Below are 26,035 nucleotides of genomic sequence, written 5' to 3' on the forward strand. Positions count from 1 at the left end.
TCTATTTCTTCTTTCTTTTGTCTTCGCCAAACCTGATAGGCACAGTGTATCGCACTGGCACTTTCTTGCCTGCCTGCATACCTGGGTAGAATTCCAGAAGTTCAGTCACCCTTAGCGCTTCCTTGTCTGCCCCATCTGAAAGACTTTTTATTATCATAGGTTCGGTTACTCTCCCAGTTGTGTCAATGACAAAAGAAGTGACCACCACTCCGTTAAAGCTTTTACCGGAAGGGTACTGCAAGTTCTTCTGGATGAATTCCAGCAGGCCCTTTTCACCTCCATGCTTATAGACGGGCATTGCCTCCACAAACATCCCATAAGCCTGCTCTGACTGCGCTTTATCGTGGTTATGGTTGCTGTTAGTGCAACTGACTGCCTGGGCTTGTAAACCTCGGCTGAAGGCACTAAACCCGAGTGCCAGCAGAACGCTGGCAAACACTCGCTTAAGGTGGAACGGCTTTTTACTCGGAGTCTGGAGTAGCTGTGATTTATGAAAGCGCCCACATACCTGCCCCTCTTGTTCCAGCACTGCATGCAGTTCCTCCATGCCTTTGTTTGTGAAGTCTACTACTGTTTTGTCACAGTCTGAACAGTGCCTGCCGCTGCTGCAAGGCATCATCTTATTCCAATCCCTGTCACAGATAAAAGAAAGATTGATGTTTTCTATAGGTGTTCTCTCATTCATAATCGAATTTACCTTACTGCCAACAATTGGCAGCTACCCGCAGGCAGAGGTTTTAGCACAGACCTTTCTACGAAGAACTGAACTTAAATTTAGCGCTTTCCTGTCTTAAGAAGTAAGAAACTCTTGCTCGCGTGTAGGTGCTGTTGGCGGTTCGTTGTTCATTTCCCGCTTGAAATGCAGTTGTGTCAATCCCGTTTCAAATGTTTTAGCTTCGATAAATTCAAGTATTTGCTCAGGTCTATCGTCTTTAAAAAGCCTTGTTCCATTTCCTAATAAAACTGGTATAACTGATATTATAAACTCGTCTATTAAGTCGTGTTTCAATAGCTCATTTATTACTTCTGCACCACCGTCACAATAAATATTTTTCCCTTTTTCAGACTTTAGTCGTTTTACTAACTCGGTTATGTTTCCTGTATAGAAAACCGTTCTACCTACTTGCGGTCTTTCAGTTCTTGTTATAACATAAACATCTCGTTGTCCGTTGTCGTAATGAGATGGGCCAATTTCTTTAAGCACATAATCATAGGTTCTTCTACCAATAATTAATGTGTCAATTGTGTTTGTAAATGCTGCATAACCATAGTCCTCGCCTTCCTTTTCAACGAGTTTTAAAAAACTAAGGTCGTCATTTGGTTTTGCAATATAACCATCTAAGCTCATAGCAATGAAAAGAGATATTTTGCGCATCTGTTTTGAATTTTAATGTTTCCGCAAAATTAGTTTTTGACAACCAGCTGCACTTTGTAAAAATGCGACAAGTTAAAGTAGTGATGGTGAAAGTCCAGTATTTCGTTTGATTTCATTGCTGAGATGTGAGTGGTCATAATAGCCACATTCAAATGCAATATCTAATAAGCTCCGGTTTTGCTTTGAATTTTTGATTAAACTCAAAGCATTCTGAAAACGAATAATATTTGAATATTCTTTTGGGGACAGTCCAATGAGCTTTTTAAAATTTCGCTCCAACTGTCTTACCGTAGTGCAATTACGTTTCGATAGCTCGGAAATACTGATTTGGCCGTTTGTTGCGTGTATATCGTTGATAGCTGATTGTATCGGATTGTTTTTACTTTTTATTTTCTCTGAAAAGAAATGGTCAAAGTAGTTGAATGGATCATCAAATGTTCTATCAATATTAAATGAATTAGATTTTTCAAATTCAACGGTGTCGTTAGTCAACTCATTTTGTGAGGCATAATTATAGAAATTTGCAAAAGCTGCAGGTTTTAGGCACGCACCAATTAAATGTGTATCGGTGTCAATAAAGCTGTCCTTAAAGGATGTCATTGCACCAACTACGTAAGTTTTCCCAAACTCCAATAAAGTCGAGCCGTTGTCAGTCAAACAAGTATTTCCCAAATTCATTACTATACCAGCACAGCCATCTGGGAAAACCCGTTCCCACTGTCCTTCCAGCTCGTTTCCTTTCAGTTTCCAATAGAAATGGATAAAGGGTTCTAATTTTTTGTAAGGTTTTACTTTATTGTACTTCATTAGTTTCTGCAGTGTTGTTGGTTACAATGAAAGGTAACAGCTTTGCTATGGTGCGTTTATGCACTATAGGTTTTGTGTGCGCCCAGTATGGGCACCTGGTACTGAAGGTATCAAATTATTCCAGAGGGTGCAAGTCCCTTACAGGCGAGTTGGTGAAGCCTGTTAGCAAGCCGCAAGCTGGTTCGTCGTGAGGCGTGCAGTGAAGAAAGCGGGACTGCAAAATCCGGTACTGACGGACAGAAACTGCATAAGAGGCAGGGAGTCGTGGGTAAGCAAGCACATCTTTGTAAAGCCCCTGACCAACAAGCGACTTTGTGTAGATGCAGCAGGAATCGGAGGAAGGAATGTGCTCTTACCTGGGGAGGTCTCCCTCTGTCGTGAACACAGGGAGAAGTCAGCAGAGGCCATAGTAGGTAGAGGTAACGAGCCGGGAAGCACCCGGAGGTCTCACAAGCTACCGAAGGGCCGAACGTTAAGTTGCTCTTAATTCGGCAAGGAGGCTCAGCCAGCCTTGCCTTAAGCGGGGCAGAGATTACAGTAAAAGTAGTAAAGATGATAGAGAAGGTACTCCACCGGGGCAACATGCTCAAGGCATACACGCACGTGCTGGCCAACAAAGGTTCGGCCGGTGTGGACGGTATGCCGGTAGAGAAGCTGGCTACGCACCTGAAACAAAACAGGGACGCCATCGCTACCGACATCTGCAACGGCAGGTACCTGCCTCCACCCATCCTAGGGGTAGCCATACCCAAGAGCAACGGTAAGAATCGCCTGCTGGGCATTCCCACCGTCACCGACCGCGTACTGCAACAGGCCGTTAATCAGGTGATAGCACCGCTCTTTGAGCTTGATTTTACCCAGCACAGCTACGGCTTCCGCCCCAACCGCAATGCCCACCAGGCCCTGCAGCAGGCACACAGGCACATCCACGAGGGCTATCAGCACATCGTGGACATCGACCTGCAGAACTTCTTCGATGAAGTGGATCATTGCCTGCTGCTGCAACTGCTTTACCGGAAGGTAAAATGCCCCCTCGCCCTACGCCTCATCCGCAAATGGCTCCGGGCCCCCATCCTTATCAACGGGAGACTGGTCAAACGTCGGAAGGGCGTGCCGCAGGGAAGCCCGCTCTCACCGCTGCTCTCCAATATCATGCTCCACGAGCTGGATAAGGAACTGGAGCGGCAGGGGCTGCGCTACGTGCGCTATGCCGACGACTTCAGCGTCTACACCAAAAGTGAAGATGAAGCTCGAAAAGTAGGCAACGCTGTATTCCTCTTCCTGCGGAACAGGCTCAAGCTGCCTATCAACAGGGAGAAGAGCGGCATCAGGCGGCCAGTAGACTTTCAGATTCTGGGTCACGGATTCGTGCCCACCTATAAGAAGGGAGATAAGGGCAAATACCAGCTGGTAGTGGCAAAGAAGGGATGGGAAAGGTTAAAGCAAAAGCTAAAGAGCATCACCCGCAAAACAACGCCCTGCTCTTTTGAGCAGCGTGTCCGGGAACTGAAAGAGGCGCAGCGAGGCTGGGTCCACTACTTCCGTTTGGCAAGTATACAGGGCAAACTCAAAGAGGTCGACAGCTGGATACGAAACAGGCTCAGGCACTGCATCTGGCATGACTGGAAACGACCGGACCGGAAAAGGAAGAACCTGATTCGGCTGGGCGTTCCCAAGTGGCAGGCGTATGCCTGGAGCAGGACCAGGAAAGGAGGATGGGCAGTAGCTCAAAGTCCAATCCTGATAACGACGGTAACGGTGAAACGGCTTGTCCGCAGGGGGTATGAATCAATGCTTGACTACTACAAGAAAGTAGCTCCACAGCTTAACGAACCGCTGTATGCGAGAACCGCTTGTACAGTGGTGGTGTGTCACGAACGAAGGACGCTTTTAGTGTCCTTTGGTGCTGTGCAAATGATGAGGGCAGGCCCCTCGGAGCCGGTAGTCAGGTGCAGGCTCCAAACCGCCTTGTGCGGCTTTGCTTAAAAGGCATGGTCGTGAGCGACAAGGAAAAGTTACCGGAAAGGTAGCAGGTAGGTGTTAAGGAGACGAACGCAAGTGAACTGCTGAAGAAGTGTCGTTAGCGAATAAGTGATGTCAAAACCGGGAGTCACCACTGTCCCGGGATAAGCATGAGGGCAACCTGGCTACTGCTCATGCGGCATCCGGCATTAAGGCAGCGTGACCTTAACACAGGCATTTGCACGGAACGTGAGAACGTGTCGTCCTGATGAGAAGGGAGAAGCTCAAGTGGCAGACCCACAAGAGTAAGAGTACCGAGGCAGGGCACGCGGGCGGAACATCCCGTAGTAGCGTGGAAGTCCCTGTAATGGGGATGGAGCCAAGGGGATGTATTATCCGGTTTTTATCACAAAGAAAACTGCAGGTAAGCCTGCAGGAGGTACTGACATGATTAAGACAAAACCATTTACCATCTCAAAGCACATCGTGCACCAGGCTTACCTGCGTGTAAAACAAAACGGAGGTAGCGCAGGTGTGGATGGGCTAAACCTCGAGGAGTTCGACCAGGACAGCAGAAATCACCTTTACCGGTTATGGAACCGAATGAGCTCGGGAAGCTATATGCCCGCACCCGTCTTACTGGTGGAAATTCCCAAGAGCGGCGGGGGCACCCGTCCACTAGGAATACCCACTGTTACGGATCGTATTGCCCAGATGGTAGTCACCATGACATTGGCACCAGTACTGGAGCCTGTGTTCCATGACGACTCCTATGGGTACAGGCCGGGCAAAAGCGCACTGGAAGCGGTGGGCAAAGCCAGGCAGCGGTGCTGGCGGCAGGACTGGGTTCTGGACCTGGACATCAAAGGCTTCTTCGACAGCATCCCGCACGAGTTGCTCCTAAAAGCAGTGCGCAGGCACACAGACTGCAAATGGGTGCTGCTCTACATCGAGCGGTGGCTCAAAACACCTGTGCAGCAAAGAAACGGCATAACCACAGAAAGGACAAAGGGCACTCCGCAGGGAGCAGTCATCAGTCCGCTGCTGGCCAACCTGTTTCTGCACTACTGCATGGACGAGTGGCTGCGGATAAAGTATCCCGGTTGCCCGTTCGAGCGCTACGCAGACGACTGTGTGATACACTGCAGCACCGAGCAGCAGGCGATAGCGCTTAAAGAAGCACTGGCAGAAAGGCTAAAGGCATGTGGCTTGGAGATGCACCCGGAGAAGACCAAAATTGTTTACTGCAGGGACGAGGACCGACGCAAAAGTTACCCGAACATGTCTTTTGAATTTCTGGGCTATACATTCAGAAGCAGGAAGTCACGGAATAAGCAGGGTAAATATTTTATCGGATTCTTACCGGCAGTTGGCGATAAAGCCAGGAAGGCAATCCGGGAAAGGATAAGGGCATGGAAGTTGACCAGCAGAAGCGGCAGCAGCCTGACAAGGCTGGCCGAGGAAATCAACCCAGTTCTGAAAGGCTGGATTAACTACTACGGACACTTCTACAAATCGGAACTCTATGAGGTATTGAGATATTTGAACCTTGTACTCAAGAGCTGGGCCAGGCAGAAGTATAAGAAACTGCAGGGCCATAAAATCAGAGCAAGCGATTGGCTGGGGAAGGTGGCTAAGGCCATTCCGAACCTGTTTGCGCACTGGCAGCTGGGAGTAAGGCCGTGAAGGTTGGATAATAGGAGCCGTGTAAGGCGAGAGTCTTACGCACGGTTCTGTGAGGGCGTAAGGGGGAGGTTCCCTTGCGCTACTCGACTGAGAGCCTCACCGTGAGTAATTTTGCTCACGGCGGGCTACTCGATTGGGCGTTCGTTATTTTTCTTCTTTTTAGGTAATCTTCTACAAAGGTGTCTTTATGAGAATAGTGTCTCTTGTTCAGAAAACCTGCATTTTCCAACTTAGGATGTTGTAGAATGGGAGATAAGTCTCCATCCAATACATTACTATTCACAAACCTAAAGTCTTTTAACTGTGGCAATTCTTTCAAAAACTTCAGGTTGTCAATAACACCACATTCATTAAAGCACAATACCCTTAGTTGGTTCAGGAGAGTAATCCTTTCATGGCTGGTTAGTTTCTTTGACTGGCTTATGTGAATGTGTTCAATTTCTTTATTCAAAGACTCTATTCCATCCAAGGTCTCCAGCTTTGTACAGTAGTGAAGTTCAAGTCTTTTAAGCTCTTTAAATTTAGAAAGTCCATTCAAAGATGTTGATCTTGACCAGTTAACTTCTAAATAGAGTAAGTTTGGAATGTCGGGGAGGTTGGAGAAATCTTTTTCTTTACTCTGGTGATGCCAAACAATTAGGTACTTGCAATTAGAGAAATCAATTGAAGCAATATCATCTTCTTTCCAGTCGAAGTTTATGTATTCTCCTGCTGGAATCTCTTCAAATTTGATATGGTTATTCTTCCAATTCATACTTTCTTATGCCGCACAACTACCCGCTAAACGTGAACATACGCTTATCTGCATAATGTGCGGAGTAGCGTTTGGGTGTATCTCCTGCATTAGGAAGTGCGGGAAAGGGTGAAGCCGTGCCTCAATATAGCAGATTCCGATCAAACTTCATCATTGCTGTCTTGTAAGATGCATGCAAGCAATTGCAAGTGTCTGTTTTTAAGCTAGCAACCGTGTTAATTGCTGGCAAACACCTGCTTTTTAGCCGGAAATAGCCTGCTTTAATTGCATAACATCTGTTTTCATATCTAAACAGCACCTTCTAATGAATTAGGATAGCCTGCAATGATTTTGCAATAGTTAACAACCCCTTTGCAATGATGCTCCAAAGGGATTACAACGCTTTCCAATGCCTTTGCAAAAAAATCCCATGTCGGCGCAATGCTTTATGATGGCTGATAAAGCTTATAATAGAGCTTTTGTCTCCTATTCCTGCGCTCTGGTTTCGAGCTGATCAGGTTGTCTAGACAGGGACCGCAAAAGAGGCTTCATCAGCAACTTACAGGAAATTATTCCTATGGCCCCCATATAGATATCCCTTGCAAATAACTGCTCATTAGTTAAGATGTAGGTATGGCTTTCGGTTTCTATAATATTCCCTAAGCCTGATGCGCTTTTTTCCAGTTCTTATACAGTATGGGGCGGCGGACACTCGTTTCACCCTTCGATGGTTCTCCTGAGTAGTGGCAGTAGCTTTCAGGGTAGTCTTCGTTGCCGAACTGGCTCCAGCTTTGGTAGGCGCTGTAGCTTAGAGGCTGTTCTGGATTAAAAGCAATCTTAACTCCCGTTCTAATACAGTAACCTGGCTGTCAAGATCGGTTATACTGAAGCTCTTACTCACCTGGCCTTCATGCTTCCCAAAGATGATGTTAATGTGTAGTCTTGGATTGTTGAGGTGCTTTTCAAACAGGTTCTTAAAGTAATCCACAAGCTTAATGTAGGGCGACACAATCATCAAATCTCTCTTGGCCTCCCATATAATGTTATAAACAGCATCTTCCAGCTCTTTACCAGTAATAAATTTTGACATTGTAGTTGATAAGATAATAGGTTTGTTCTCTGCGATTTATGCCACGCTCATATCATACTCCTTATACCGCGCCTCTGCCTGCTCCATGATCTCGTCCAGTATCTCCTGCAGTTCGGCCTTCACTTTAAAGCGCAGCACCTTTTTCACGGCCAGCTGTAGCTGGGCTTTGGTATCGTCTTTTTTGTACCAGTCGGGTTGGGAGGCGCTTTTCTTTACTTCGGCCAGAATTTTCTGCACCAGCTCTTTTACCAGTTTAAAATCCTGCACGGCGTTGGGGTGATTGGCTAGTACTTCGTAAAAGGCTTCTTCTTCGTCGGTGAGGCCGAGCTGCAGGCGGCGCTCATCTTCCTCGTTTACTACCTTAGCTACCTGTACCAGCTTCTCCATGGCCACCAGGCTGTCGAAGAAGTGGTGGTAATCGGAGATGATGCGTTCTGCTTCCGCTTTCAGTTTTTTATACTTCACCAGGTTTTTTATAGAACGCACCTTGATCTCGTCGTTCAGGATCTGGCGCAGGAGTACCAGCTTCAGTTCGTTGCCTGACTTCTGTTCATTGGCAGTGGCCGGAAAATCGTAGTTAATGATGGGAATGTCGAAGCAGGTGAGCCTCATGTCGCGCACAATCACAAGCTGGAGCGGATCGCCCGAATCCTTGAAGCGGGCTTTTATACCTTCCACCTGCTCTTTACTGCGCACGTGCGGGTGTGGTTTGTGAGGAATTTTAATGATGTAGCACGCGCAACTGGTTATATTGTTGCTGTACGGTTTCCTTTAGTTTTTTGAAGCGCTTAAATAGGCAGTGGAGGTAGTGCGTGTGTTCGGAGCTGAGATGAACAAGGTCTTTTTGGTCGGGGTGAAATATAAGTGCCGACATTGCTTCTTCTTTGTCTGGTGTGCCTGGGAAAATCTGAAAGAACTGTGCTGTAAACATGGTGCAGAGGTTCAATAACTTTGCCGGGCTATAATGTAGAGGAGCTGCAAAACCTGTTGCAGAGAAAAGGGCAGCCGATAGAAAACAGGTGGCGGCCTGTCGTAGTGCCAGCACCGTTTGTTGCCAGGCCTGCTCTTGCAGGTGTTGTGTCGCTTCCTGTATACAGCGGCATCCCTGGTCAAAAGCGGTTTGCCAGTAATAGCTGTCTTCGGGCATCCAGCTGCTGAGCTGCTCCGGAGCGATAGCATCCGGCAGGGGTGAACTGCCATCGTGGTACAGGAGCAGTTCGCTACGACAAATACTGCCGTAAAAGCGGTCTCTGGCCTTAATTAACCGGCTGGCCTGGATCAGCGGCATCGCCGTGATGACCGTAGTTTGCAAATCGGTCTGGCAGATGCGGTCCAGCTGGTCTTCTAGGTCTTCCAGTCTTGTGGTAACAGGTTCTTTCAGCAGTGCCAGCATGAAGAACAGCGAATCATAGTGGTACGTCCGATCCATAGCCGGAAAGCAGCTCCAGGATTCCGAAGCTTCTCGGGTGCTGCAGAGGTAGTATACCTGGCCGACGCCTTTAACAGAACGGGCAATAGCAGCAGCGGTATCTTCTGCCGTTTTACGGAGATCGTCGGGCAGGTTACGGAGGGAGAGGTACATGTCGGGCATAGGCTGTTGCGGTTAGGGATACAGAACTGTGGTAAAATACGCACCGGTACAGGTTCTATACCATTCTCTAAGCTTCTAAAGCAGAAGGACAAGCGGATATCTTAGAAAGTCTTGCAACAGCTTTTTCAGGCCGGGGCTACAGGCCTGTCAGTATTTTGCTATATTTGTTACAGCTTAAAATCTTATGATCATGACGACTACCGACAAACTTCCGAACCAGGTACACCAGGGCCGCAACGTAAAACGTTTCCGTGAAATGCTCGGTATGAAGCAGGAGGGGCTGGCATCGGAACTGGGAGAGGAGTGGAGCCAGAAACGGGTATCGCTGCTGGAGAACCGGCAGACGCTGGAATCGGATTTACTCGCTCAGGTAGCTAAAGCGCTGCGTGTGCCGGAAGAAGCAATTAAGAACTTTGATGAGGAAGCGGCAGTGACTTATTTCAATACGTTTACTGATAACAATTTCAGTAGCGGCAGTGCAGGCGTCATGAATGCTAATAATTGCTCATTTAATCCATTGGATAAACTAATTGAGTTGGTAGAGGAGAACAAAAAACTTTATGAGCGCCTGTTGAAGGCGGAGCAGAGTAAAAATGAGTTGCTGGAGCGGCTGTTGAAGGGGAGGGAGTAGACGTTAAATTACTCCTGCTGCCGTTGGTGTTATCGTCGTTATACCTAGATTCGGCAATATTATATGCGTAAGGCTGACGGGATAACGAATTTGATGTCATATATTTTGGGAGTGTAATTTAACCTGTGTGCCTGTTGCACAACGCTCGCGTATCTTCTGAGCTTTATTCCTTTTTCAACGGCTACCCTTTTATCTCGTCAAAAATATAAGTAAAAAAGCACCTCCTGCTCTGGTCTGGGTAGGGCCATGACGGCTGTCTGGCTTCTTTTGGGGGTGAAGTGCAGCAATTTCTGCAGGTTATAAGCAGCGGCGGCCAGGAGCATCCCTTTGTGGGCCAGCTCCAGCCCCCGGGTGTTGACCCTTCGCATGCCCATGTGGTTTATTAATGTGCCCAGCACCGGCTCCACAGTGGCCTGCCGTAGCCGCTTCATGCGCCGGCCCCAGCGGCTATGCACGCGGGAGGTCGTACGTTCGTACTCGTCGCGGTAGGAGGTGATGGCAATTCTCTTCTCGGGCAGTTTGCCACAGCAGCTGGTCTTCAGGGGGCAATCCTTGCAATCCAAGCGGGTGGTCCGGGAGAGGGTCGAGTGCCAGGGCAGGGACTCTTCTAACTGGTAATTGAGTAAAGTACAAGAGGTCCAGGCGCAGACTGTAGTGCTCGATGAGGCGGCGGTCACTGGCGATGTTCTCCAGGTGAGCTACCAGGCAGAGTTTGAAGAAGACCACCGGGTCGATCGACTGCTGGCCGCAGCGGCCGTAGTAGGGAGCTGTCAGCTCGTAAAGAAATGAAAGATACAGCCTGTCCTTGAGCCGCCGGTAAAAGTTGTGTTCCGGCACATGTGCTGAGAGCGAGAAACGCAGCTCCCGCTCGTCCTCGAAAGTTTTCCGGCCCTGCATGCCACTATCAGTTTGGTACTAATTCCTTTTACGGCTAACTTGGGTGAATTGTGCAACAGGCACACAGTTTATATTACAACCTCTCTTTATTAGAACGCAAAGGTGTTCCACCTGAAGTTACCTTAGTGCAGAGTTTCCCTAATTTATATGTATTCCAGTTGGTCATGTTTTGGGATGTTGCCGTATTAATTTTGGATAAGCAATATATCCTGTGCATTAGTTGCAGTTTTAGGTATTGCACCTAATTGAAGAGCCAATTCAACAGCACTATTACTAATTCTATATATTTTCATCCCATTTTCATCATAGGAATCGGTTTCTTCAATACCATAAAAAGCTAACGGTCCAATAGACTTTGATGAACTATTCCATTTTGCTGCCATCCATCCAACAACGTTGTTTGCATCATTTACCCTACTTTTTGAATTTAAATATTGATTAATAGGGCCACCTGGAGCCCATTCACAAGATAAATGCCTGTACATTAATAGATCGCTGTTTTCTCTGAGCGCATTCCTTATAGCTTGTGAAAAAGTGTACCGGTAGTAATTTTCAAATCCTGGTAACTCATGAACTCCTGAACAGCAACAATCACTACTATCATAGGGCAGGAGATCTGTGTCAGCTGAAGAGTAGCTTATATTTACTTCTCTTGCTACCTTTGCTAATTTCTTATGAACTAGAAGAGCATAATCTCGATTAACCAAAAACTCCAATCCCATTAATCTTCTTTCGGAATAATATTCCTGTATTTCCCTACCTACTGCATTTGCTATTTGAGAAGTTAATTTAGAATATTCGGAAAGTGGAAGTTTTAGTAATTCTACTGATACATGTTTAACTCCCGATTTAGCTAGTGCTTTTATGGCCTCAATAGCTGAATCTAATTCTCCTGGAATTAAAGGCTGTAGTCTTGCAGAAACCCAACAAACTTCTGCAAGGCTTTTAATTACATTTAATCTTTCTGAGGGTAAAGGTGTATTGAATTCTATCAGACTAGAAACTTTATCATCTAAGGAAGAAAAAGAGATTTGCGTCGTAACCAAACTTTGCGATAGAATTTCTAAATACTCATCCTTTGTAATTAATGTTCCCTTAGTTGATATGATTGTTGGATAGCAGTAGTCACGTAGAACTTTTAATGTTTCTAAGGTTTTCTGCCCAAATTCCTCATATTGCATAAAAGGATCACTCATTCCCCCAAAGTGAATTGGTGTTCTCTTCTCCAATAACTGAGATATTACAGTCTTAGTCGATTCTTCACCTAGTTTTAAAGACTTGCATAAAAGTTTATCAACTGACTTATAATTTATAGTTTTTATACCCTTAGGGGGGTGATTACCACCTCTGTTTTTTGCGAAACAATAACTGCAACGATAGGAGCATTTAGAGTAAGAATCAAGCCGTAAAGGCAAACTACAATGTGGTAATTGTGAAGTGATACTCATCGAGTATCTATAGTCCTTATTTTCGGCCATTATTTGGTTGAGGCTTTCTTGAGTTGTGATGTAGCTTGTTTAGCCGTAGTTGGCTTGGTTGCAGTAGTGTCTTTGAGTAAACCTTTAACTATTGAATCACTTGCAGTAATGCTCTCTATAGCTGCAGTATTATCTTTATTCGTTGCATTCTGCTGTAACTGGTGAAATGTAGCTAATTTTGAATCTTGCTTTAAACTATCATGTAGTTCTCTGTTAGTCATATCTACAATCTCATGCCTATTGAATGGAAGTTTCTCTACTAGGCTATAACCAAAACTAATTAATAAAGCTGTAACTGTAGCAAAAGCAGCATTCCTAGTACCAATCGATAATCTATCTGTCAGCTGTCTATCAAACTTGTTCTTGTATGCGTTGTGAACGAGTAACAAGTATGTATACCTTAGGTGCTGTATGAATATATCTTTATCTGAAGCTTTTATATAGTTGTTGAAATAAGCTTCAGCACCTTCTAAATAACCTAGCACACCTTTTTTGTTTGATTCTAAGTCTTTAGCACTTTTCTTTTTTTCGTTATCAGTAAAAGGTATTTTACTAACTCCTGGTACGCCGTGATAAAACCACATCCAGCTGTTTCCTAGATAATTGAGCTTTTTAGCATCAATTTTTAAAAAGTGGTATCGATCTGACTTTGTTTGCCAATAATATGTGGTAATAATTCTGAAGCCTGTATAAATAATTATAACTAAACCTATTGCTATAGATGCACTTATTAATCCAACTATGGTCAAATTACTTGGACTTATATATCTAATAACAATACCAAGGCCAGCAAGAGCTATAGTAAAGAGCTGTAAACCAGCTTTAAAGTAGTCGCCTCTTCTTTGGTCTAAAACTTTTGTTAAATCTAAATAATGTTTTATTAGACCTTCTAAAAGCTTAATCTTGTCAACTTTCTTGGTTTTGTCTTCTTGGACTTCTTCATCTTGGAAACTATTTAAGCTATCGTATATAGCCTTTATTTTGGTGTTGGCTTCATTAAAAAATGCTTGATCTGGTTTTTGATCACCATTCCACCAATCTTCTGAATTAATATCGAAGTCTTTCATAAGCTTTATTTCAATAAAGTTTGATAAACTGGTTTACGAAAAGTATAGTACACAAATAAAGCAAACAGCTTTCATAACCCAAAACCAATTCCCTCCAGATTCTCCCGAATCCGCTTCTCCAGCAGGGCGCTTTCCTCAAACTGAGCCGCCAGTTCGGTAGTCAGTAGCTTCATCTTCTCTTCAAACGGAACGCCGTCGTCTTCCCCGGCTTCGGATCCCACGTAGCGGCCCGGCGAGAGCACGTTTTGTTGGCGGCCACTTCGGCTAAGGTAGCGGCCTTGTATCATCATCTAATAGCCTTTCGAGTTCCGCAGATAGTTGTGCTTTATCGGGCAGGTATAGTTGGTATTTGCTTACAAATAGTTGGTTACTGATATTTTCCGTAGCATACTCTACTAAGATATGGTCTTTGTAACCCCCTAATACAATGCCTATGGGTGGGTTATCTCCTTCCACATTTTCTTCTTTGGCAAAGTAGTTCAGGTATAGGTTCATCTGGCCGATGTCGTTGTGCTCTATTTCCCCTCTTTTCAGGTCAATTAGCACAAAGCATTTTAAGATGCGGTGGTAAAAAACCAGATCCACGTAGAAGTGCCGATTAGCCAAACTGATTTTGTATTGCCGCCCGATAAAAGCAAAGCCTTTACCCAAGTCTAACAGGAACTGCTCTAAATTTTGAATGAGCTTCTCTTCCAGTTCGCCCTCTTTGTAGTGGTACTGCTGCGGTATGCCTAAAAACTCAAATACATAGGGATCTTTTACAATGTCTTCTGCCTTCTCTACTTCGGCTCCCTGCTCCGCTATTTTCAAAACACCGTCTTTGTCTTTGCTTAAAGCCAACCGGTGAAACAGCATGCTTTTCATCTGGCGTTTCAACTCCCGCACGCTCCAGTTTTCTTTTTCGCATTGCTTTGTATAGAAACTGATTTCCAGCTGGTTGTCGGCTTTTAATAATTCAACATAGTGGCTCCAGCTTAATTGTCCAGACAGTGTCTGGACTTTTGGAAACCTGATATATAACTGTCGAATTTGGAACAAATTGGATTGACTGAAGCCCTTGCCAAACGACAACGTCAGGTCCTTCGACAGGCGATCTAACAGTTCGGTGCCATATTCGGCTTTAAGTTTTCCGCCCTGCTCAAACTCTACTATGTGTTTGCCAATTAGCCAATAGGTTTGCACCAGAATGGTATTGATGGCACGCCCTGCCTGTTCACGTCCGCTTTTTAGCAAATGCCCAATTTGCCCAACCAGTTCATTATATGGCACCAACTCTTTCATATAGTTTCTTCGCCAGGTTTTAAGCACTCTTCTTTTAAATCGGTTTACAACCCAAACCCAATCCCCTCCAAATTCTCCCGAATCCGCTTCTCCAGCAGGGCACTTTCCTCAAACTGGGCGGCCAGTTCGGTGGTCAGCAGCTTCATCTTCTCTTCAAACGGAACGCCGTCGTCCTCCTCAGCTTCGGAGCCCACGTAGCGGCCCGGCGAGAGCACGTAATTGTTGGCGGCCACTTCGGCTAAAGTAGCGGCCTTGCAGAAGCCTCCGGTGTCGGAGTAGCTACCGCCGATGTTGCGCCAGGTATGGTAGGTGTCGGCAATACGGGCCACGTCGGCATCTTCGAACACGCGCAGGCGGCGGCTGGCCATGGTACCCAATTTGCGGGCATCTATAAAGAGAATCTCGTTTTTGCGCTCGCGGTGCTCGCCGTCGCGGCCGTCGCGGTTCTTGCTCAATATAAAGATACAGGCCGGTATGCCGGTGGTCAGGAACAGCTTGTCGGGCATCTGCACAATGCAGTCTACCATGCCTTGCTGTATCATGTGCTCGCGCACGTTCTTTTCACCGGCGCTTCCGGTGGTCATGGCGCCGTTGGCCATCACCACGCCCGCCGTGCCGCGCTCCGAGAGGTGGTGCCACAGCGTCTGAAACCACATGTAATTGGCGTTACCGGGGGTGGTAAAGGTATCTTTGGCCCCGAAGAGGCGCGGGTCGTTATCGGGCAGCAGCTCAGGGTGCCAGTTACTGATGTTGAACGGCGGGTTCATGAGGGCGTAGTCGGCCTTCAGGTCGGGGAAGCGGTCCTGCAGCAGCGAGTCGCCCAGCTTCACGTCGAAGGAGAGGTTGCGCAGCAGCAGGTTCATTTTGCAGAGGCGCAGCGTGCCTTCGTAGCGCTCCTGCCCGTAAATGGAAATGTCGTTTTTGTCGCCGCCGTGCGCCTGCAGAAACTTGAGGCTCTGCACAAACATACCACCCGAGCCGCAGGCCAGGTCCATGATGCGGCCCTTGAGTGGCTCCAGCATTTCCACGAGCAAACGCACCACAGAGCCCGGCGTAAAGAACTGCCCCGCACCGGAGCCTTCGGCCATGGCAAACTTGCCGATGTAGTACTCATACACGCGGCCGTAGATGTCGGATTCGGGGTTGTTGATCTCGGAAAACTTCTCTTTGGAGAACAGGTTGATGAGCCCGGCCACCTGCGTAGGGGAGAGCTGGCTCTTCACGAAGATCGGCTCCAGCACGCCTTTGTAGTCGGGGTTGCGCTTGCTTAGAATCTCGTCGATCAGCACAAAAGCCTGGTCCACCTTCACCTTGATGTCGTCCTGCTCGGCATTCTCGCGCAGGTAAGCCCAGGTAGCTTCGCGGGGCAGGCGATACACGTTCTTTACCTGGTACTCCAGCTCGTCTTCCAGTACCTCCGTTTGGTCCTGTGCTTCCAGGCTATAGTAGTCGCTCTGCGGGTCGAAAAAGGAAAGCTGCAGCTCCTGCTTGCGCACTTCGTAGCGCTCTGCCAGATGCTTTAAGAACAGCAGTGAGAGCACGTAATCTTTGTATTGGTTCTCGGCAACAGCGCCACGCAGTTCGTTAGCGGCATTCCAAAGTTCGTTTTCAAAATCAATGTCCGCTTTTGCAGCGGCAGTAGGGGTATTCTTCTTGGCCATGTAAGGGTGTCATAACAGAAGGTAAGGTAATAAATTTTAGGTGAACTGACGAAATAGATATAGGAAAATTTTAATGATTAGTTGGCATTGGTCTGGTGTAGGGATACCAGGGCATAGGTGAGTAAAGAGGCTGTTTCGTTTCTGCTGGGGCTAGGGGGCCTTTGCAATAGATCAGCGATATTGTTTTATAGATAGGCCTATGTTGGGACAGGTCGCGACCTGTCCGTACAAGGGGCATCAAATTTTTGTTAATGAAAGTTTAATCTATTTTCCGATGCAGAATTTAGTGAAAATATTATCCAGCAGGTCATCTGTTGTTATCTCACCGGTTATCTCGCCTAAAGCGTAGAGGGCGCGGCGAATGTCGGCAGCAACCAGGTCGTTGCTGATGCCGAGGGCCAGTCCGTTCAGTACATCATCCAGCGCGGCATATGTTTTATGCAGGCTGTCGACGTGGCGGAGATTGGTAACGATGGTTTGGTTCCGGGTATTAAGTTTACCGAAGTTCACCTTCTCGATCAGGGCCTGCTTCAGTTCCTCCAGGTTAGCGCCTTCTGCTGCCGATATGGGCACCAGGCCTGCTATGCTTTCGAAGCGCTGTAGTTTTTCCGGAGTCGCCTGGTCTATCTTGTTTGCAACAGCAATCAGGGGCAGTTTTTTCGGGTTCAGCCTGTCCAGTTCGGCCTGTACTTCGGCGGCTGTTACTTCTGTTATATCAAACAGGTAAATGATTAGCGACGACTGGCTCAGCTTCTGCATGGTGCGCTCCACACCAATGGCTTCTACTTTGTCGGTGGTTTCGCGCAGACCGGCCGTGTCGATAAAACGGAAGGTAATGCCTTCGATGTTGATCTCGTCTTCGATAAAATCACGGGTGGTGCCGGGCACATCCGATACAATGGCTTTTTCCTCGTTCAGCAGCTTGTTCAGTAGGGTAGATTTGCCCGCATTGGGCTTACCCACAATCACCGTAGGCACCCCGTTCTTGATCACGTTGCCCAGTTCAAACGACTTCAGCAGGTCGCGGATAATGCGCTGGATGTTATTAATGAGTGCCCGTAGTTGTTCACGATCAGCAAACTCTACGTCTTCTTCGGCAAAGTCAAGCTCCAGTTCTATCATGGAGGCAAAATGCACCAGCTCTCCACGCAGTCGCTTTATTTCCTGCGAAAAGCCGCCACGCATCTGTTTCATGGCCACTTCATGCGACAAGGCTGAGTCAGAAGCAATCAGGTCGGCTACCGCTTCGGCCTGGGCCAGGTCAAACTGCCCGTTCAGGAAGGCACGTTTGGTAAACTCCCCGGCATTGGCTAAACGGGCACCTTTTTTCAGCAGTAACTGTATAATCTGCTGCACAATAAAATCGGAGCCGTGGCACGAAATCTCCACCACGTTTTCTTTGGTATAGGAGTGAGGGGCTACGAATAACGAAACCAGTACCTCATCCAGTACCTTTTCACCGTCGCGGATGGTGCCGAAGTGGAGGGTATGGCTGGCCTGCTGTAGCAGGTCTTTGCCTCTGAAAACGCTGTCTGTGATTGAAATAGCCTCGGGACCTGACAGCCGGATTACGGCAATGGCACCAACTCCCGGCGCAGTGGCTACGGCTACTATGGTGTCGGTAGAATGTAAATTATGTAACAAGGTTGTATGGCTTAGCTTAAATTGCAAAGGTAAGGTTTTTTAAGCGATCGCTTTCAGGCAATTCTCCCGCCCATGCTCTTGTATAACCAGGTGAGGCTAGTGCTTCTTTTCGTATTCCTGCCACGACATCTTTTTGTGGTTGTCTTCCCCAAAAAAGCTCAGGATTTTAGAAATGGTTGCAGCATTCATGTAACCCGGAACGGGGGAGAGCATTTCCATTTTCTCGTTTAGGTATACAGTAGACGGAAAACTCATCTGGCCCTGCAGCAAGGCTACTGCCAGTTCGTGGGCTTTATATTCCGGGTTATACTTATAGGTATGGCCGTTTAAAGTAACAGGTGCTTTACTTTCGGCATTAAACTTTACAGCGTAATAGTGTTTGTTGATGTAGGCCGCCACAGCCGGATCTGTGAAAGTAGACTTATCCATTTTCTTGCACCAGCCGCACCAGTCTGTGTATACATCAATAAAAACCTTTTTAGGCTGACCTTTCATTTTGGCTGCTGCCTCTTCTATGGTGAGCCATTTGATAGTTTCTGCTCCTTTTTTCGCTGCCTTTGAAGTTGGTACTGCAGGTGCTGTTGTAAATCCGGTTATACTGCCTAAAAGCAAGAGCAGTGGTAGAAAGAAAAGTTTGTTCATGTTTCTGATGCTGTTAAATACTGAGTTGTGCCTGGTTTTCTCTGAATTGATAACACCAGGTATAACGTATAAAATTCCTATTTATGCGATAACGGGGGCATCGGGTTGGGTTATCCTTTTTCTGTTTTTAAACCACAAGCCGCGGGCAGGCGAGAAAAGGAGGGCGAGCAGGAATTCTACACCTGTTACAGTAGCAATAGCACCTGCAATAGAGCCATCGAGCCACACCGCCAAGTAATAGCCGCCAGCCGATGCCAGAATGCCTATGAGTACAGAAAGCAGCAGCATGGTTTTAAAATGATCAGTAAGCAGGTAAGCCGTGGCCGGTGGCCCCACTAAAAAGGCTACTACTAATATAGCACCCACCGATTCGAAAGAGGCCACCGTAGTAAGCGAGACGGCCGTCATGAGCAGGTAATACCAGAGGGTGGTAGAGATGCCAATGGCAGCAGCATAGGCAGGATCGAAAGTAGTTAAAAACAATTCCTTATAACTTAACATAATAAAAGCAATAATGGCAATAGTAACAGCTCCTAAAGTCCAGATGGTGCGGGGGCCGAAGTTATAGCCACTTTCGGTTATCCAGAGGTCGAGTGGGATATAGGCTATTTCGCCGTACAGAACGCAATCCTGGTCCAGGTCTACCTGACCGGCAAAAACGGAGATCAGGATAATGCCGATGGCAAACAGCCAGGTAAACGTAACGCCAATGGAAGCATCGGCCTGTACGCGGGCAAAGCGGTGAAAGAACTCAATAAGGAAGGTCGTAAGTACGCCAAGAAGTCCTGCCCCGATCAGCATAGGTATAGAATCGCGTGAACCGGTAACCAGAAAGGCGATGACGATACCCGGAAGGACGGCATGCGAAATGGCATCACCCACCATGGCCATGCGCCGAAGTATAAGGTAGCACCCCAGCAGGCTACAGCAGGTAGCAACAAGGGAGCCTGTTAATATGATCCAGAATGCGTTCACTGTTTTTTATTTATAAATGATGAAATATAAATTATAAATGGAGTAGGGGGAGATGAAGGAGTTCTGACGAGTAAAAGACCTTATGGCAGAGGTAAAGATCAGATTTTTTTTTGCAACGATGCAACCTCCTGTACCTTCATTCGCCGTACCACCCTAATTCCTAATTCCTAATTCCTAATTCCTAATTCCTAATTCCTAATTCCTAATTCCTAATTCCTAATTTCATGGAATCCTGTTGCTGTGCGGGTCCAGGGAAGGGTAGTTGAGTTCTTCCAGGAGCCGCTGTTCCAGTTCGGGAGTGATAATATGCTCTATGGTTTCGGCATCTTCGTGTACGTGATCGGACGCAAGCTGCAGGTACTGGGTCAGGTACAGCTCCCACAGGCGGTGCAATCGGACCACGCGCCTGCCCCTGATCTGGCCTTCGGATGTAAGGGTCCAGCCTTGAGGCGTTTTCTGCACATAGCCCTGGTGCCGTAGTTTCTGCAAACCTGCTATGGCTTCGCTCTTGGGTATATTGCGCCGTTGCAGAAGTTCTTCCAGGCTTCGCGAGTTAAAGTAGTCTTCTTTTTGTTCTCCTACCTGGTAAAGGAGCTTGAGCAGGTTCTCTTCCAGTATAAGCGCACGGTTTCTTTGCTTCCGGATAATGCGTGCCACCCAACCCCGTTTTGGTGCAAAGGCAAAGGAAAGAATGGCAATCATCGAAACGATCAGCACGATCCAGGGGCCGGTGGGCATGGCAGGTGCTGTATAGGACACGAAGGCACCGGCTAAACCGGAAAAAGCGCCTAAAATAGCAGCCAGGAAAAGCATCAGCTTCAGGTTGTCTGTCCAGAAGCGGGCAGCTGCGGCCGGTGTAATGAGCATAGCAGCCATCAACACCACGCCAACGGCCTGTATACCTACCACTACTGCAAAAACAGTAAGCGTGGTTAAGAGCAGCTCCAGTCCCCGCACCGGAAACCCGATGGTGCGGGCATAGGCTTCATCAAAACAAAGCAAGGTAAATTCTTTATAGAACAGCATGGTGGCCAGCAGCAGCAGAACGGCCACGGCGCTGAACACTATTAGGTCATCTCCCACCAGAGAGGCTGCTTTGCCAAACAAAAAGCTGTCGAGCCCGCTTTGTGCCGCGTTGCCCGAATGTTGAATGGAAGTAAGCAGAAGAATGCCTATCCCAAAGAAGACTGAAAGTACCAACCCAATAGCTGTATCTTCTTTGATGCGGGAGCGGGTGGTAATAAAATCTATGATCACCAGTGAAAGCCAGCCTGTGACAAAAGCGCCCAATAGCAGAACAAGCGGGTTCTTGGTGCCGGAAAGTATAAACGCCAGGCACACTCCGGGCAGCACAGCATGTGCCACAGCATCGCCTACCAGCGCCCGCTTCCGGAGCAGGGTAAAGCAGCCTACCACCGCTGAACTTCCGGCCAGCAACACCGATCCGATTGTTACAAACCGTATATTGGCATCTGCAAAGGAAAAAAATTCTATAAACTCTTTCATAACTATTATTATAGATCCAAGACACAAGACACAGGATACAAGACTTAATGAAACATTATATCATTTAAAGAGAGTAAAGGTCTAAGACAGCAGATGTATATGAATTATTAATTTCTACTTCATTTTTAAATAATTATACACAGCCTTGTTTTGACATTCGTCTGTCAAATTTTCCTTACATAAAGTTTTATGTCTTGTGTCTGAAATCCTGTGTCTTCTTTTTATTTCTTCTCCCTCGATGGAAACTCTTGCTTTCTTAGCAGATCGCCTACTTTGGAGAGCACCGTTAATTTTCCGCCATACGTATGCTCCAGCAGCTCCTGGGTCAGTACCTGTTCGGTAGGGCCGGAGGCTACCAGCCGCATGTTCAGCAACAGTATCCAGTCGAAGTAGGTTGTGGCAGACTGCAGGTCGTGGTGCACTACGACAACGGTTTTGCCCTGTGCCCGCATCTCGCGGAGCAGCTCTATAATGGCTGTTTCGGTGGCTATATCCACTCCGGCAAAAGGCTCGTCCATAAAGTAAATATCGGCGTTCTGGGCCAGTGCCCTTGCCAGGAATACCCGCTGCTGTTGCCCCCCCGACAACTGGGAGATCTGGCGTTTGGCGTAAGCCTGCATGCCTACTTTTTCAAGTGCATGCATGGCGGCATCTTTATCTGCTTTGCGCGGCCGGTTGAACAGCCCCAGTTTCCCGTAGCGCCCCATCAGTACTACATCGAACACCGAGGCAGGAAAGTCCCAGTCCACAGACTCGCGTTGCGGTACATAGCTGATGCGTTTGCGCACGTTCTTGATCGGCTCATGAAAGATCCTGATATAGCCGCTGCTGGTCGGGAGCAGGTCCATCATGGCCTTTATTAAAGTAGACTTGCCAGCCCCATTCGGACCGATAACACCAACCAGGGCACCTGCCGGAATGGTAAGGTCAATTCCCCAGAGCACCGGCTTTCGGTCGTAACTTACCGTTAAGTCGTGCACTTCTACTACCGGATTTTCTACTTGAAGTATCATAGTGTAATTGTCTCATTTTAATGCTGCTACTATGTGGCGGGTGTTGTAACGAACCATGCCTGCATAAGTACCTTCCGGTGTTCCTTCCGCTCCCAGGGCATCGGAGTAAAGTGTGCCGCCAATGCGTAGCTGATGCCCTCGCTGGCGACTGCCTGCTATAACGGCTTCGATGGCTCTGGGCGAAACAGAAGATTCCACAAAGACAGCCTTTATCTTCTTTTCAACTATAAAGTTTACCAGCGACGAGACATCCTGCAGCCCGAACTCCGAAACGGTGGAAATGCCCTGCAGCCCGCGCACCTCAATGTTGTATCTGTCGCCGAAATAACCGAAGGCATCGTGCGCCGTGATCAGGATACGCTGCTGTTCCGGAATAGAGGCGATTGCCTGCTGTACTTCTGCATCCAGGCCATTGAGCAGGAGCAGGTAATCGTCTGTGTTCTGCTGGTATAGTTTAGCATGCTGCGGATCTTTTTTCTGCAGCTCCTGGCTTACATGTCGGACAACCTGTTTCCAGAGCGACACATCGAACCAGACGTGCGGGTCGTGGCTGTCCTGGAACTGCGGCGACTTTCGCAGCTCGGTTTCATGAATACCATCGGTGGCCGCTACAACGGTTTTAAAGCGGTTCAGCTTCTGCAGCACTTCTCCCATTTTACCTTCCAGGTGCAGCCCGTTATAAATAATGATGTCAGCTGCTGTTAAGCGGTTCAGATCGCCCTGCGTGGCTTTGTAAAGGTGTGGGTCTACGCCACTCCCCATAATGGCTCTTACATCGGCTACATCGCCCACAATGTTCTGAACAGCATCCTGGAGTATACCTGTTGTGGTAACCACCTGCATGCGCTGCCCCTGTGGTAGCTGGCCTTTTGTATCTACCTGTTTGCAGCCGGCATACAGGATGCACAGCAGGAACAGCAGTAGGGTAGAGTAGAGCAGTTTCATAGGAGAAGTATCAGGCAGAAAGGAATATGTTTTTGGAAATTTCACTTGATACAACCAAGTTCTTTTTGTTTTCTATATTGATTTCCAAAGAATTGTCGTATTGTATTTTGTCTATTACTTTAATCTTTGCTCCCAGAAATATCCCCATTTTATCCAGGTATTGCAGGAAAAGCGGCTGCGAGTCATTTACGCCTACTACAATACCCGCGTCGCTTACGTCCATCTCACACAGGAGCTTCTGCTGTTTCAGGTTCATTTCGCCCGATTCTGAAGGAATCGGGTCGCCGTGCGGGTCGAACTTTGGGTAGCCCAGAAATTCGTCCAGGCGCTTGATCAGCAGGTCTGAGTTGATATGTTCCAGTTCTTCAGCCACCTCGTGCACCTCGTCCCAGTTAAACTTCAGCTTTTCCACCAGGAAAACCTCCCATAGCCGATGCTTCCGGATGATCTGCAAGGCCACCCGTTCGCCCTCCTCTGTCAGCGATACGCCTTTGTACTTCACATAATGCACCAGGCTCTTTGCACTCAGCTTGCGCAGCATATCTGTGACAGAGGCTGCCTTGGTTTCAAGCGCTTCGGCAATGGCATTGGTGTTCACCTCCTGCGTTCCGCTGGCAGAAAGCTTATAAATGGCTTTTATATAGTTCTCTTCTGTAAAACTGTGCACCTTATTTAAATTTGAAAATTTGGAAATTTGAAGATTTGGAAATCAAGAGTAAATATGCATTACCTCGTATGTACGGACTTATTTATAGTTTGAAAAGGAATGCTAATACTAACTGATCTTAACGTATGACATACTCAGCATCTTCAAATCTTCAAATCTCCAAATCATTAAAACTACCACCTGATTAAAGCGGAAGCCCAGGTAAAACCGCTGCCAAAGGCTGCCAGGCAAACAAGGTCGCCGCTTTTAATACGGCCTTCTTCTACAGCTTCGCTCAAGGCAATGGGAACAGAGGCAGCCGTGGTGTTTCCGTATTTCTGAATATTGCTCATAACCTTTTCTTCCGGCAGGCCCATCTTTTGCTGGATAAAGCTTGTGATCCGAAGGTTAGCCTGATGCGGCACAAGCATATCAATATCAGATGCTTTATAGCCATTCTTTTGAAGTGCTTCTTCAATCACTTCAGGAAAGCGGGTAACCGCATGTTTGAACACCAGGTTGCCGTTCATGTAAGGATAAATGGTGCCTTCATCGATCATGGCATGCGTAAGGCGCTCTTTCTTGTTGCTGTCCGGAGCCAGTACTGCCAACTCTTCGGCATGTTCCCCATCCGCATGAAGGTGAGTAGAAAGAATGCCTTGTTCGTTGCTGTCAGCTGGCGTAAGCACCACAGCACCGGCACCGTCGCCAAAAATAACCGATACGGCACGGCCCCGGGTAGAAAAGTCAAGCCCGCTGGAGTGTATTTCGGAGCCCACAACCAGCACATTGTTGTACATGCCTGTTTTGATAAACTGATCGCCTACCGAAAGCGCGTAGATAAAGCCGGAGCATTGGTTCCGGATATCCAGTGCAGGAATCTCCTTTAAGCCCAGTTCGCGCTGCAAGAGCACGCCAGAGCCCGGGAAAATGTAGTCAGGGCTAAGTGTGGCAAAAACGATCAGATCAAGGTCAGAAGCCTCCAGGTTCGCTGCTGCTAATGCTTTGCGTGCCGCCTTGGCACCCATATTGGCTGTTGTGTCAACGCCTTCTTCAAAATAATGTCTTTCTTTGATGCCTGTTCTTTCCTGGATCCATTCATCGGTGGTATCCATTATTTTCTCCAGGTCTTTATTGGTAACTACTTGCTCAGGTACATAATGTCCTACACCTGCTATTTTCGAATTGCGCATAAGTTGTTGAGTTATGGTCCAAATATACTCTTATTTAATGAATTTAGATTTGTCTAAAAATATTTTTATGAATTTTATTTAAGTAAAGGTGCTATGGCTTTCAGCAGCTTTTCTTCTTCCTGCTGCCAGAAAACCTCTTCGGGTATGCCATTTTTATAAAAGCTGCTTTGCATCAGTTGCAGCAGCAGACCTTCTGCTTCCGCAGCCCTGAAATCTATTGCCAACCCCGCGTTATAACGTTCTACTAAAGCTTGCCAGTAAGGGTTGGCTTGTATAAGAAAGGGAAGTGCATGTGCAGCGTATTCATAGATTTTGGTGGGGATGCAGCGAAAGGTGCTCTCGTTGGGCCTGTAAGGCAGAAGCCCCAGGTCGGCCATGCGAATCTGCTCGATGATCTGCGAATGCGGCACCAGTCTGTTGCCGCCAATCAACGTGATGTAAGGCTTGTTCTGTATGGCAAGCTGTAGTTTGTGGTAGGTTTCCTGCCGGGCACAGTAACCTATTATGGTAAGGTGTATATTCCGTTTCGTTTGCCAGAGCATATCGGCCAGTGCGACAGCTTCAAAAATGCCATACACTTCTGAGATAGTGCCGGTATAGAGAAGCTTTAGTGTGTCCTGGGGGAGTAGCACCGGTGTAGCAGGAGTGTGGTAGCCTTTGTCGGGCTGGTATTTGTTTTCGAGTACTGTAAAGCGGTTACTTAAAAAAGGAAGTTCCTGCACATAGCTTCTTTCTGCCACCAGAAAATGAGAAACGGCCGGTGCTGTTAATTGCTCTGCCTGCTCTACCCCGAAGGCCAGCAACTGCTTTATGCTACCGCTGTAGATGTGCTGGGTACGAAGATTCAGGGCATAGTTTTCCCGGATGTCATACACCATGCGGCAATTATGAAATTTGCAATAGGTGTAGCTAACCAACAGTAATTCATGGGTGCTAACTATGATAAGTTGAGGCTTTACTTGAAGTAAGAATCTGAAGAATTTTATTTGTGCGGCGGCTCTTCCCAAACTTAGTCTTTTAAATGAGAAGATGGGATGTAAAAAAATGCCCGGTGGCAATTGCTCTGGAGCCGGTGCCTGATAGGCTGCAATATGTACGTTTGCACCTTCCAGTTTGTTAAGCGATAAAGCCAGTTTCTCATAAAGCCGTGTGTCGTTCACGGGCTTTAGTAAAGATGTAATAACTATTCTCTTTTCAGACATCGGCTAAATT

At 47.2% G+C, this 26,035-nt stretch carries 26 protein-coding genes; 3 read left to right on the plus strand and 23 right to left on the minus strand.

The window, feature by feature from the left end; translation table 11 throughout:
• Nucleotide 1: 1 nt before the first annotated feature.
• The 3 genes from C1N53_RS04210 to C1N53_RS04220 form a co-directional block, all read right to left on the minus strand.
• Nucleotides 2-685, minus strand: a complete 684-nt coding sequence (locus tag C1N53_RS04210; RefSeq protein WP_137758133.1) for an energy transducer TonB — start codon at nt 683-685, stop codon at nt 2-4.
• A 105-nt stretch (nt 686-790) separates the two neighbouring features.
• The gene (locus C1N53_RS04215) at nt 791-1,375 is read right to left on the minus strand and encodes a dihydrofolate reductase family protein (protein WP_137758134.1); all 585 of its coding nucleotides are present in this window, start codon (nt 1,373-1,375) and stop codon (nt 791-793) included.
• 72 nt (nt 1,376-1,447) lie between these two features.
• On the minus strand, nt 1,448-2,182 hold the full coding sequence (locus C1N53_RS04220) for a helix-turn-helix transcriptional regulator (protein ID WP_137758135.1): 735 nt from the start codon (nt 2,180-2,182) through the stop codon (nt 1,448-1,450).
• 552 nt (nt 2,183-2,734) lie between these two features.
• On the opposite strand from C1N53_RS04220, the gene ltrA (C1N53_RS04225) reads away from it, so the two are divergent.
• Together ltrA (C1N53_RS04225) and ltrA (C1N53_RS04230) are read left to right on the plus strand one after the other, a co-directional pair.
• Entirely contained in the window at nt 2,735-4,168 is a 1,434-nt protein-coding gene (gene ltrA / locus C1N53_RS04225) for a group II intron reverse transcriptase/maturase (protein ID WP_137757599.1), read from the plus strand.
• A gap of 423 nt (nt 4,169-4,591) precedes the next feature.
• Nucleotides 4,592-5,830: a group II intron reverse transcriptase/maturase gene (gene ltrA, locus C1N53_RS04230; RefSeq protein WP_137757598.1), complete on the plus strand. Its 1,239-nt coding sequence runs from the start codon at nt 4,592-4,594 to the stop codon at nt 5,828-5,830.
• Nucleotides 5,831-5,945: 115 nt separating this feature from the next.
• Here ltrA (C1N53_RS04230) and C1N53_RS04235 read toward each other — a convergent pair whose 3' ends face one another.
• From C1N53_RS04235 to C1N53_RS04250, 4 genes are all read right to left on the minus strand, one after another.
• A complete protein-coding gene (locus tag C1N53_RS04235) occupies nt 5,946-6,584 on the minus strand; it encodes a hypothetical protein (RefSeq protein ID WP_137758136.1) in 639 nt (212 codons plus the stop codon).
• Nucleotides 6,585-7,371: 787 nt separating this feature from the next.
• Nucleotides 7,372-7,653 (minus strand): hypothetical protein, encoded by a 282-nt coding sequence (locus C1N53_RS04240; RefSeq protein WP_206077614.1) that lies wholly within the window; start codon nt 7,651-7,653, stop codon nt 7,372-7,374.
• Between the two features lie 36 nt (nt 7,654-7,689).
• Nucleotides 7,690-8,349: a type I restriction enzyme endonuclease domain-containing protein gene (locus C1N53_RS04245; protein ID WP_240773381.1), complete on the minus strand. Its 660-nt coding sequence runs from the start codon at nt 8,347-8,349 to the stop codon at nt 7,690-7,692.
• Nucleotides 8,350-8,374: 25 nt separating this feature from the next.
• Nucleotides 8,375-9,244, minus strand: a complete 870-nt coding sequence (locus C1N53_RS04250) for a hypothetical protein (RefSeq protein ID WP_137758137.1) — start codon at nt 9,242-9,244, stop codon at nt 8,375-8,377.
• A gap of 184 nt (nt 9,245-9,428) precedes the next feature.
• Between C1N53_RS04250 and C1N53_RS04255 the strand changes: the two genes are divergently transcribed.
• Complete coding sequence (locus C1N53_RS04255; protein ID WP_371415954.1) at nt 9,429-9,875, plus strand: helix-turn-helix domain-containing protein; 447 nt, start codon at nt 9,429-9,431, stop codon at nt 9,873-9,875.
• Between the two features lie 197 nt (nt 9,876-10,072).
• Here the strand turns inward: C1N53_RS04255 and C1N53_RS04260 are convergent, their stop codons facing one another.
• The 16 genes from C1N53_RS04260 to C1N53_RS04335 all read right to left on the minus strand — a co-directional run bounded on the left by C1N53_RS04260 (nt 10,073) and on the right by C1N53_RS04335 (nt 26,025).
• The gene (locus C1N53_RS04260; RefSeq protein WP_240773382.1) at nt 10,073-10,438 is read right to left on the minus strand and encodes a transposase; all 366 of its coding nucleotides are present in this window, start codon (nt 10,436-10,438) and stop codon (nt 10,073-10,075) included.
• Nucleotides 10,323-10,772, minus strand: a complete 450-nt coding sequence (locus C1N53_RS22755; RefSeq protein WP_137758139.1) for a transposase — start codon at nt 10,770-10,772, stop codon at nt 10,323-10,325. Before C1N53_RS22755 ends, C1N53_RS04260 begins: the two co-directional genes overlap by 116 nt.
• Nucleotides 10,773-10,957: 185 nt before the next feature.
• Nucleotides 10,958-12,250 carry a radical SAM protein gene (locus C1N53_RS04270; protein WP_137758140.1) on the minus strand — a complete coding sequence of 431 codons (1,293 nt, stop codon included), beginning with the start codon at nt 12,248-12,250 and terminating at the stop codon, nt 10,958-10,960.
• Nucleotides 12,250-13,317, minus strand: a complete 1,068-nt coding sequence (locus C1N53_RS04275; RefSeq protein ID WP_137758141.1) for a hypothetical protein — start codon at nt 13,315-13,317, stop codon at nt 12,250-12,252. The genes C1N53_RS04270 and C1N53_RS04275 overlap by 1 nt, the downstream gene beginning before the upstream one ends.
• Nucleotides 13,318-13,388: 71 nt before the next feature.
• A complete protein-coding gene (locus C1N53_RS04280) occupies nt 13,389-13,538 on the minus strand; it encodes a hypothetical protein (protein WP_206077615.1) in 150 nt (49 codons plus the stop codon).
• A gap of 43 nt (nt 13,539-13,581) precedes the next feature.
• Complete coding sequence (locus tag C1N53_RS04285; protein ID WP_137758142.1) at nt 13,582-14,598, minus strand: YhcG family protein; 1,017 nt, start codon at nt 14,596-14,598, stop codon at nt 13,582-13,584.
• Nucleotides 14,599-14,642: 44 nt separating this feature from the next.
• Complete coding sequence (locus C1N53_RS04290; protein ID WP_137758143.1) at nt 14,643-16,259, minus strand: class I SAM-dependent DNA methyltransferase; 1,617 nt, start codon at nt 16,257-16,259, stop codon at nt 14,643-14,645.
• Nucleotides 16,260-16,523: 264 nt separating this feature from the next.
• Nucleotides 16,524-17,903: a tRNA uridine-5-carboxymethylaminomethyl(34) synthesis GTPase MnmE gene (mnmE, locus tag C1N53_RS04295; RefSeq protein WP_137758144.1), complete on the minus strand. Its 1,380-nt coding sequence runs from the start codon at nt 17,901-17,903 to the stop codon at nt 16,524-16,526.
• 96 nt (nt 17,904-17,999) lie between these two features.
• The gene (locus C1N53_RS04300; RefSeq protein WP_137758145.1) at nt 18,000-18,545 is read right to left on the minus strand and encodes a thioredoxin fold domain-containing protein; all 546 of its coding nucleotides are present in this window, start codon (nt 18,543-18,545) and stop codon (nt 18,000-18,002) included.
• 81 nt (nt 18,546-18,626) lie between these two features.
• A complete protein-coding gene (locus C1N53_RS04305) occupies nt 18,627-19,520 on the minus strand; it encodes a metal ABC transporter permease (RefSeq protein ID WP_137758146.1) in 894 nt (297 codons plus the stop codon).
• A gap of 222 nt (nt 19,521-19,742) precedes the next feature.
• Nucleotides 19,743-21,026, minus strand: coding sequence for an iron chelate uptake ABC transporter family permease subunit (locus C1N53_RS04310; RefSeq protein ID WP_137758147.1), 1,284 nt, complete (start codon nt 21,024-21,026; stop codon nt 19,743-19,745).
• Between the two features lie 221 nt (nt 21,027-21,247).
• Complete coding sequence (locus C1N53_RS04315) at nt 21,248-22,039, minus strand: metal ABC transporter ATP-binding protein (RefSeq protein ID WP_137758148.1); 792 nt, start codon at nt 22,037-22,039, stop codon at nt 21,248-21,250.
• A gap of 12 nt (nt 22,040-22,051) precedes the next feature.
• On the minus strand, nt 22,052-22,984 hold the full coding sequence (locus tag C1N53_RS04320; RefSeq protein WP_137758149.1) for a metal ABC transporter solute-binding protein, Zn/Mn family: 933 nt from the start codon (nt 22,982-22,984) through the stop codon (nt 22,052-22,054).
• Between the two features lie 10 nt (nt 22,985-22,994).
• Nucleotides 22,995-23,651: a metal-dependent transcriptional regulator gene (locus C1N53_RS04325; RefSeq protein ID WP_137758150.1), complete on the minus strand. Its 657-nt coding sequence runs from the start codon at nt 23,649-23,651 to the stop codon at nt 22,995-22,997.
• A 173-nt stretch (nt 23,652-23,824) separates the two neighbouring features.
• Nucleotides 23,825-24,823 carry a 3-oxoacyl-ACP synthase III family protein gene (locus C1N53_RS04330; RefSeq protein WP_137758151.1) on the minus strand — a complete coding sequence of 333 codons (999 nt, stop codon included), beginning with the start codon at nt 24,821-24,823 and terminating at the stop codon, nt 23,825-23,827.
• Nucleotides 24,824-24,897: 74 nt separating this feature from the next.
• A complete protein-coding gene (locus tag C1N53_RS04335) occupies nt 24,898-26,025 on the minus strand; it encodes a glycosyltransferase (protein WP_137758152.1) in 1,128 nt (375 codons plus the stop codon).
• Nucleotides 26,026-26,035: the final 10 nt, after the last annotated feature.

The organism is Pontibacter sp. SGAir0037, from assembly GCF_005491705.1.
Lineage (GTDB): Bacteria > Bacteroidota > Bacteroidia > Cytophagales > Hymenobacteraceae > Pontibacter.

Excerpts from the sequence above, each read along its gene's own strand:
- C1N53_RS04240 (WP_206077614.1), bottom strand. The coding sequence starts at position 7,653 with ATGTCAAAATTTATTACTGGTAAAGAGCTGGAAGATGCTGTTTATAAC.
- C1N53_RS04275 (WP_137758141.1), bottom strand. The coding sequence starts at position 13,317 with ATGAAAGACTTCGATATTAATTCAGAAGATTGGTGGAATGGTGATCAA.
- C1N53_RS04285 (WP_137758142.1), bottom strand. The coding sequence starts at position 14,598 with ATGAAAGAGTTGGTGCCATATAATGAACTGGTTGGGCAAATTGGGCAT.
- C1N53_RS04220 (WP_137758135.1), bottom strand. The coding sequence starts at position 2,182 with ATGAAGTACAATAAAGTAAAACCTTACAAAAAATTAGAACCCTTTATC.
- C1N53_RS04310 (WP_137758147.1), bottom strand. The coding sequence starts at position 21,026 with ATGAAAGAGTTTATAGAATTTTTTTCCTTTGCAGATGCCAATATACGG.
- C1N53_RS04255 (WP_371415954.1), top strand. The coding sequence starts at position 9,429 with ATGATCATGACGACTACCGACAAACTTCCGAACCAGGTACACCAGGGC.
- ltrA (WP_137757598.1), top strand. The coding sequence starts at position 4,592 with ATGATTAAGACAAAACCATTTACCATCTCAAAGCACATCGTGCACCAG.
- C1N53_RS04335 (WP_137758152.1), bottom strand. The coding sequence starts at position 26,025 with ATGTCTGAAAAGAGAATAGTTATTACATCTTTACTAAAGCCCGTGAAC.
- C1N53_RS04215 (WP_137758134.1), bottom strand. The coding sequence starts at position 1,375 with ATGCGCAAAATATCTCTTTTCATTGCTATGAGCTTAGATGGTTATATT.
- C1N53_RS04270 (WP_137758140.1), bottom strand. The coding sequence starts at position 12,250 with ATGGCCGAAAATAAGGACTATAGATACTCGATGAGTATCACTTCACAA.
- C1N53_RS22755 (WP_137758139.1), bottom strand. The coding sequence starts at position 10,772 with ATGCAGGGCCGGAAAACTTTCGAGGACGAGCGGGAGCTGCGTTTCTCG.
- C1N53_RS04290 (WP_137758143.1), bottom strand. The coding sequence starts at position 16,259 with ATGGCCAAGAAGAATACCCCTACTGCCGCTGCAAAAGCGGACATTGAT.
- C1N53_RS04250 (WP_137758137.1), bottom strand. The coding sequence starts at position 9,244 with ATGCCCGACATGTACCTCTCCCTCCGTAACCTGCCCGACGATCTCCGT.
- C1N53_RS04320 (WP_137758149.1), bottom strand. The coding sequence starts at position 22,984 with ATGAAACTGCTCTACTCTACCCTACTGCTGTTCCTGCTGTGCATCCTG.
- C1N53_RS04315 (WP_137758148.1), bottom strand. The coding sequence starts at position 22,039 with ATGATACTTCAAGTAGAAAATCCGGTAGTAGAAGTGCACGACTTAACG.
- ltrA (WP_137757599.1), top strand. The coding sequence starts at position 2,735 with ATGATAGAGAAGGTACTCCACCGGGGCAACATGCTCAAGGCATACACG.
- C1N53_RS04235 (WP_137758136.1), bottom strand. The coding sequence starts at position 6,584 with ATGAATTGGAAGAATAACCATATCAAATTTGAAGAGATTCCAGCAGGA.
- C1N53_RS04330 (WP_137758151.1), bottom strand. The coding sequence starts at position 24,823 with ATGCGCAATTCGAAAATAGCAGGTGTAGGACATTATGTACCTGAGCAA.
- C1N53_RS04300 (WP_137758145.1), bottom strand. The coding sequence starts at position 18,545 with ATGAACAAACTTTTCTTTCTACCACTGCTCTTGCTTTTAGGCAGTATA.
- C1N53_RS04210 (WP_137758133.1), bottom strand. The coding sequence starts at position 685 with ATGAATGAGAGAACACCTATAGAAAACATCAATCTTTCTTTTATCTGT.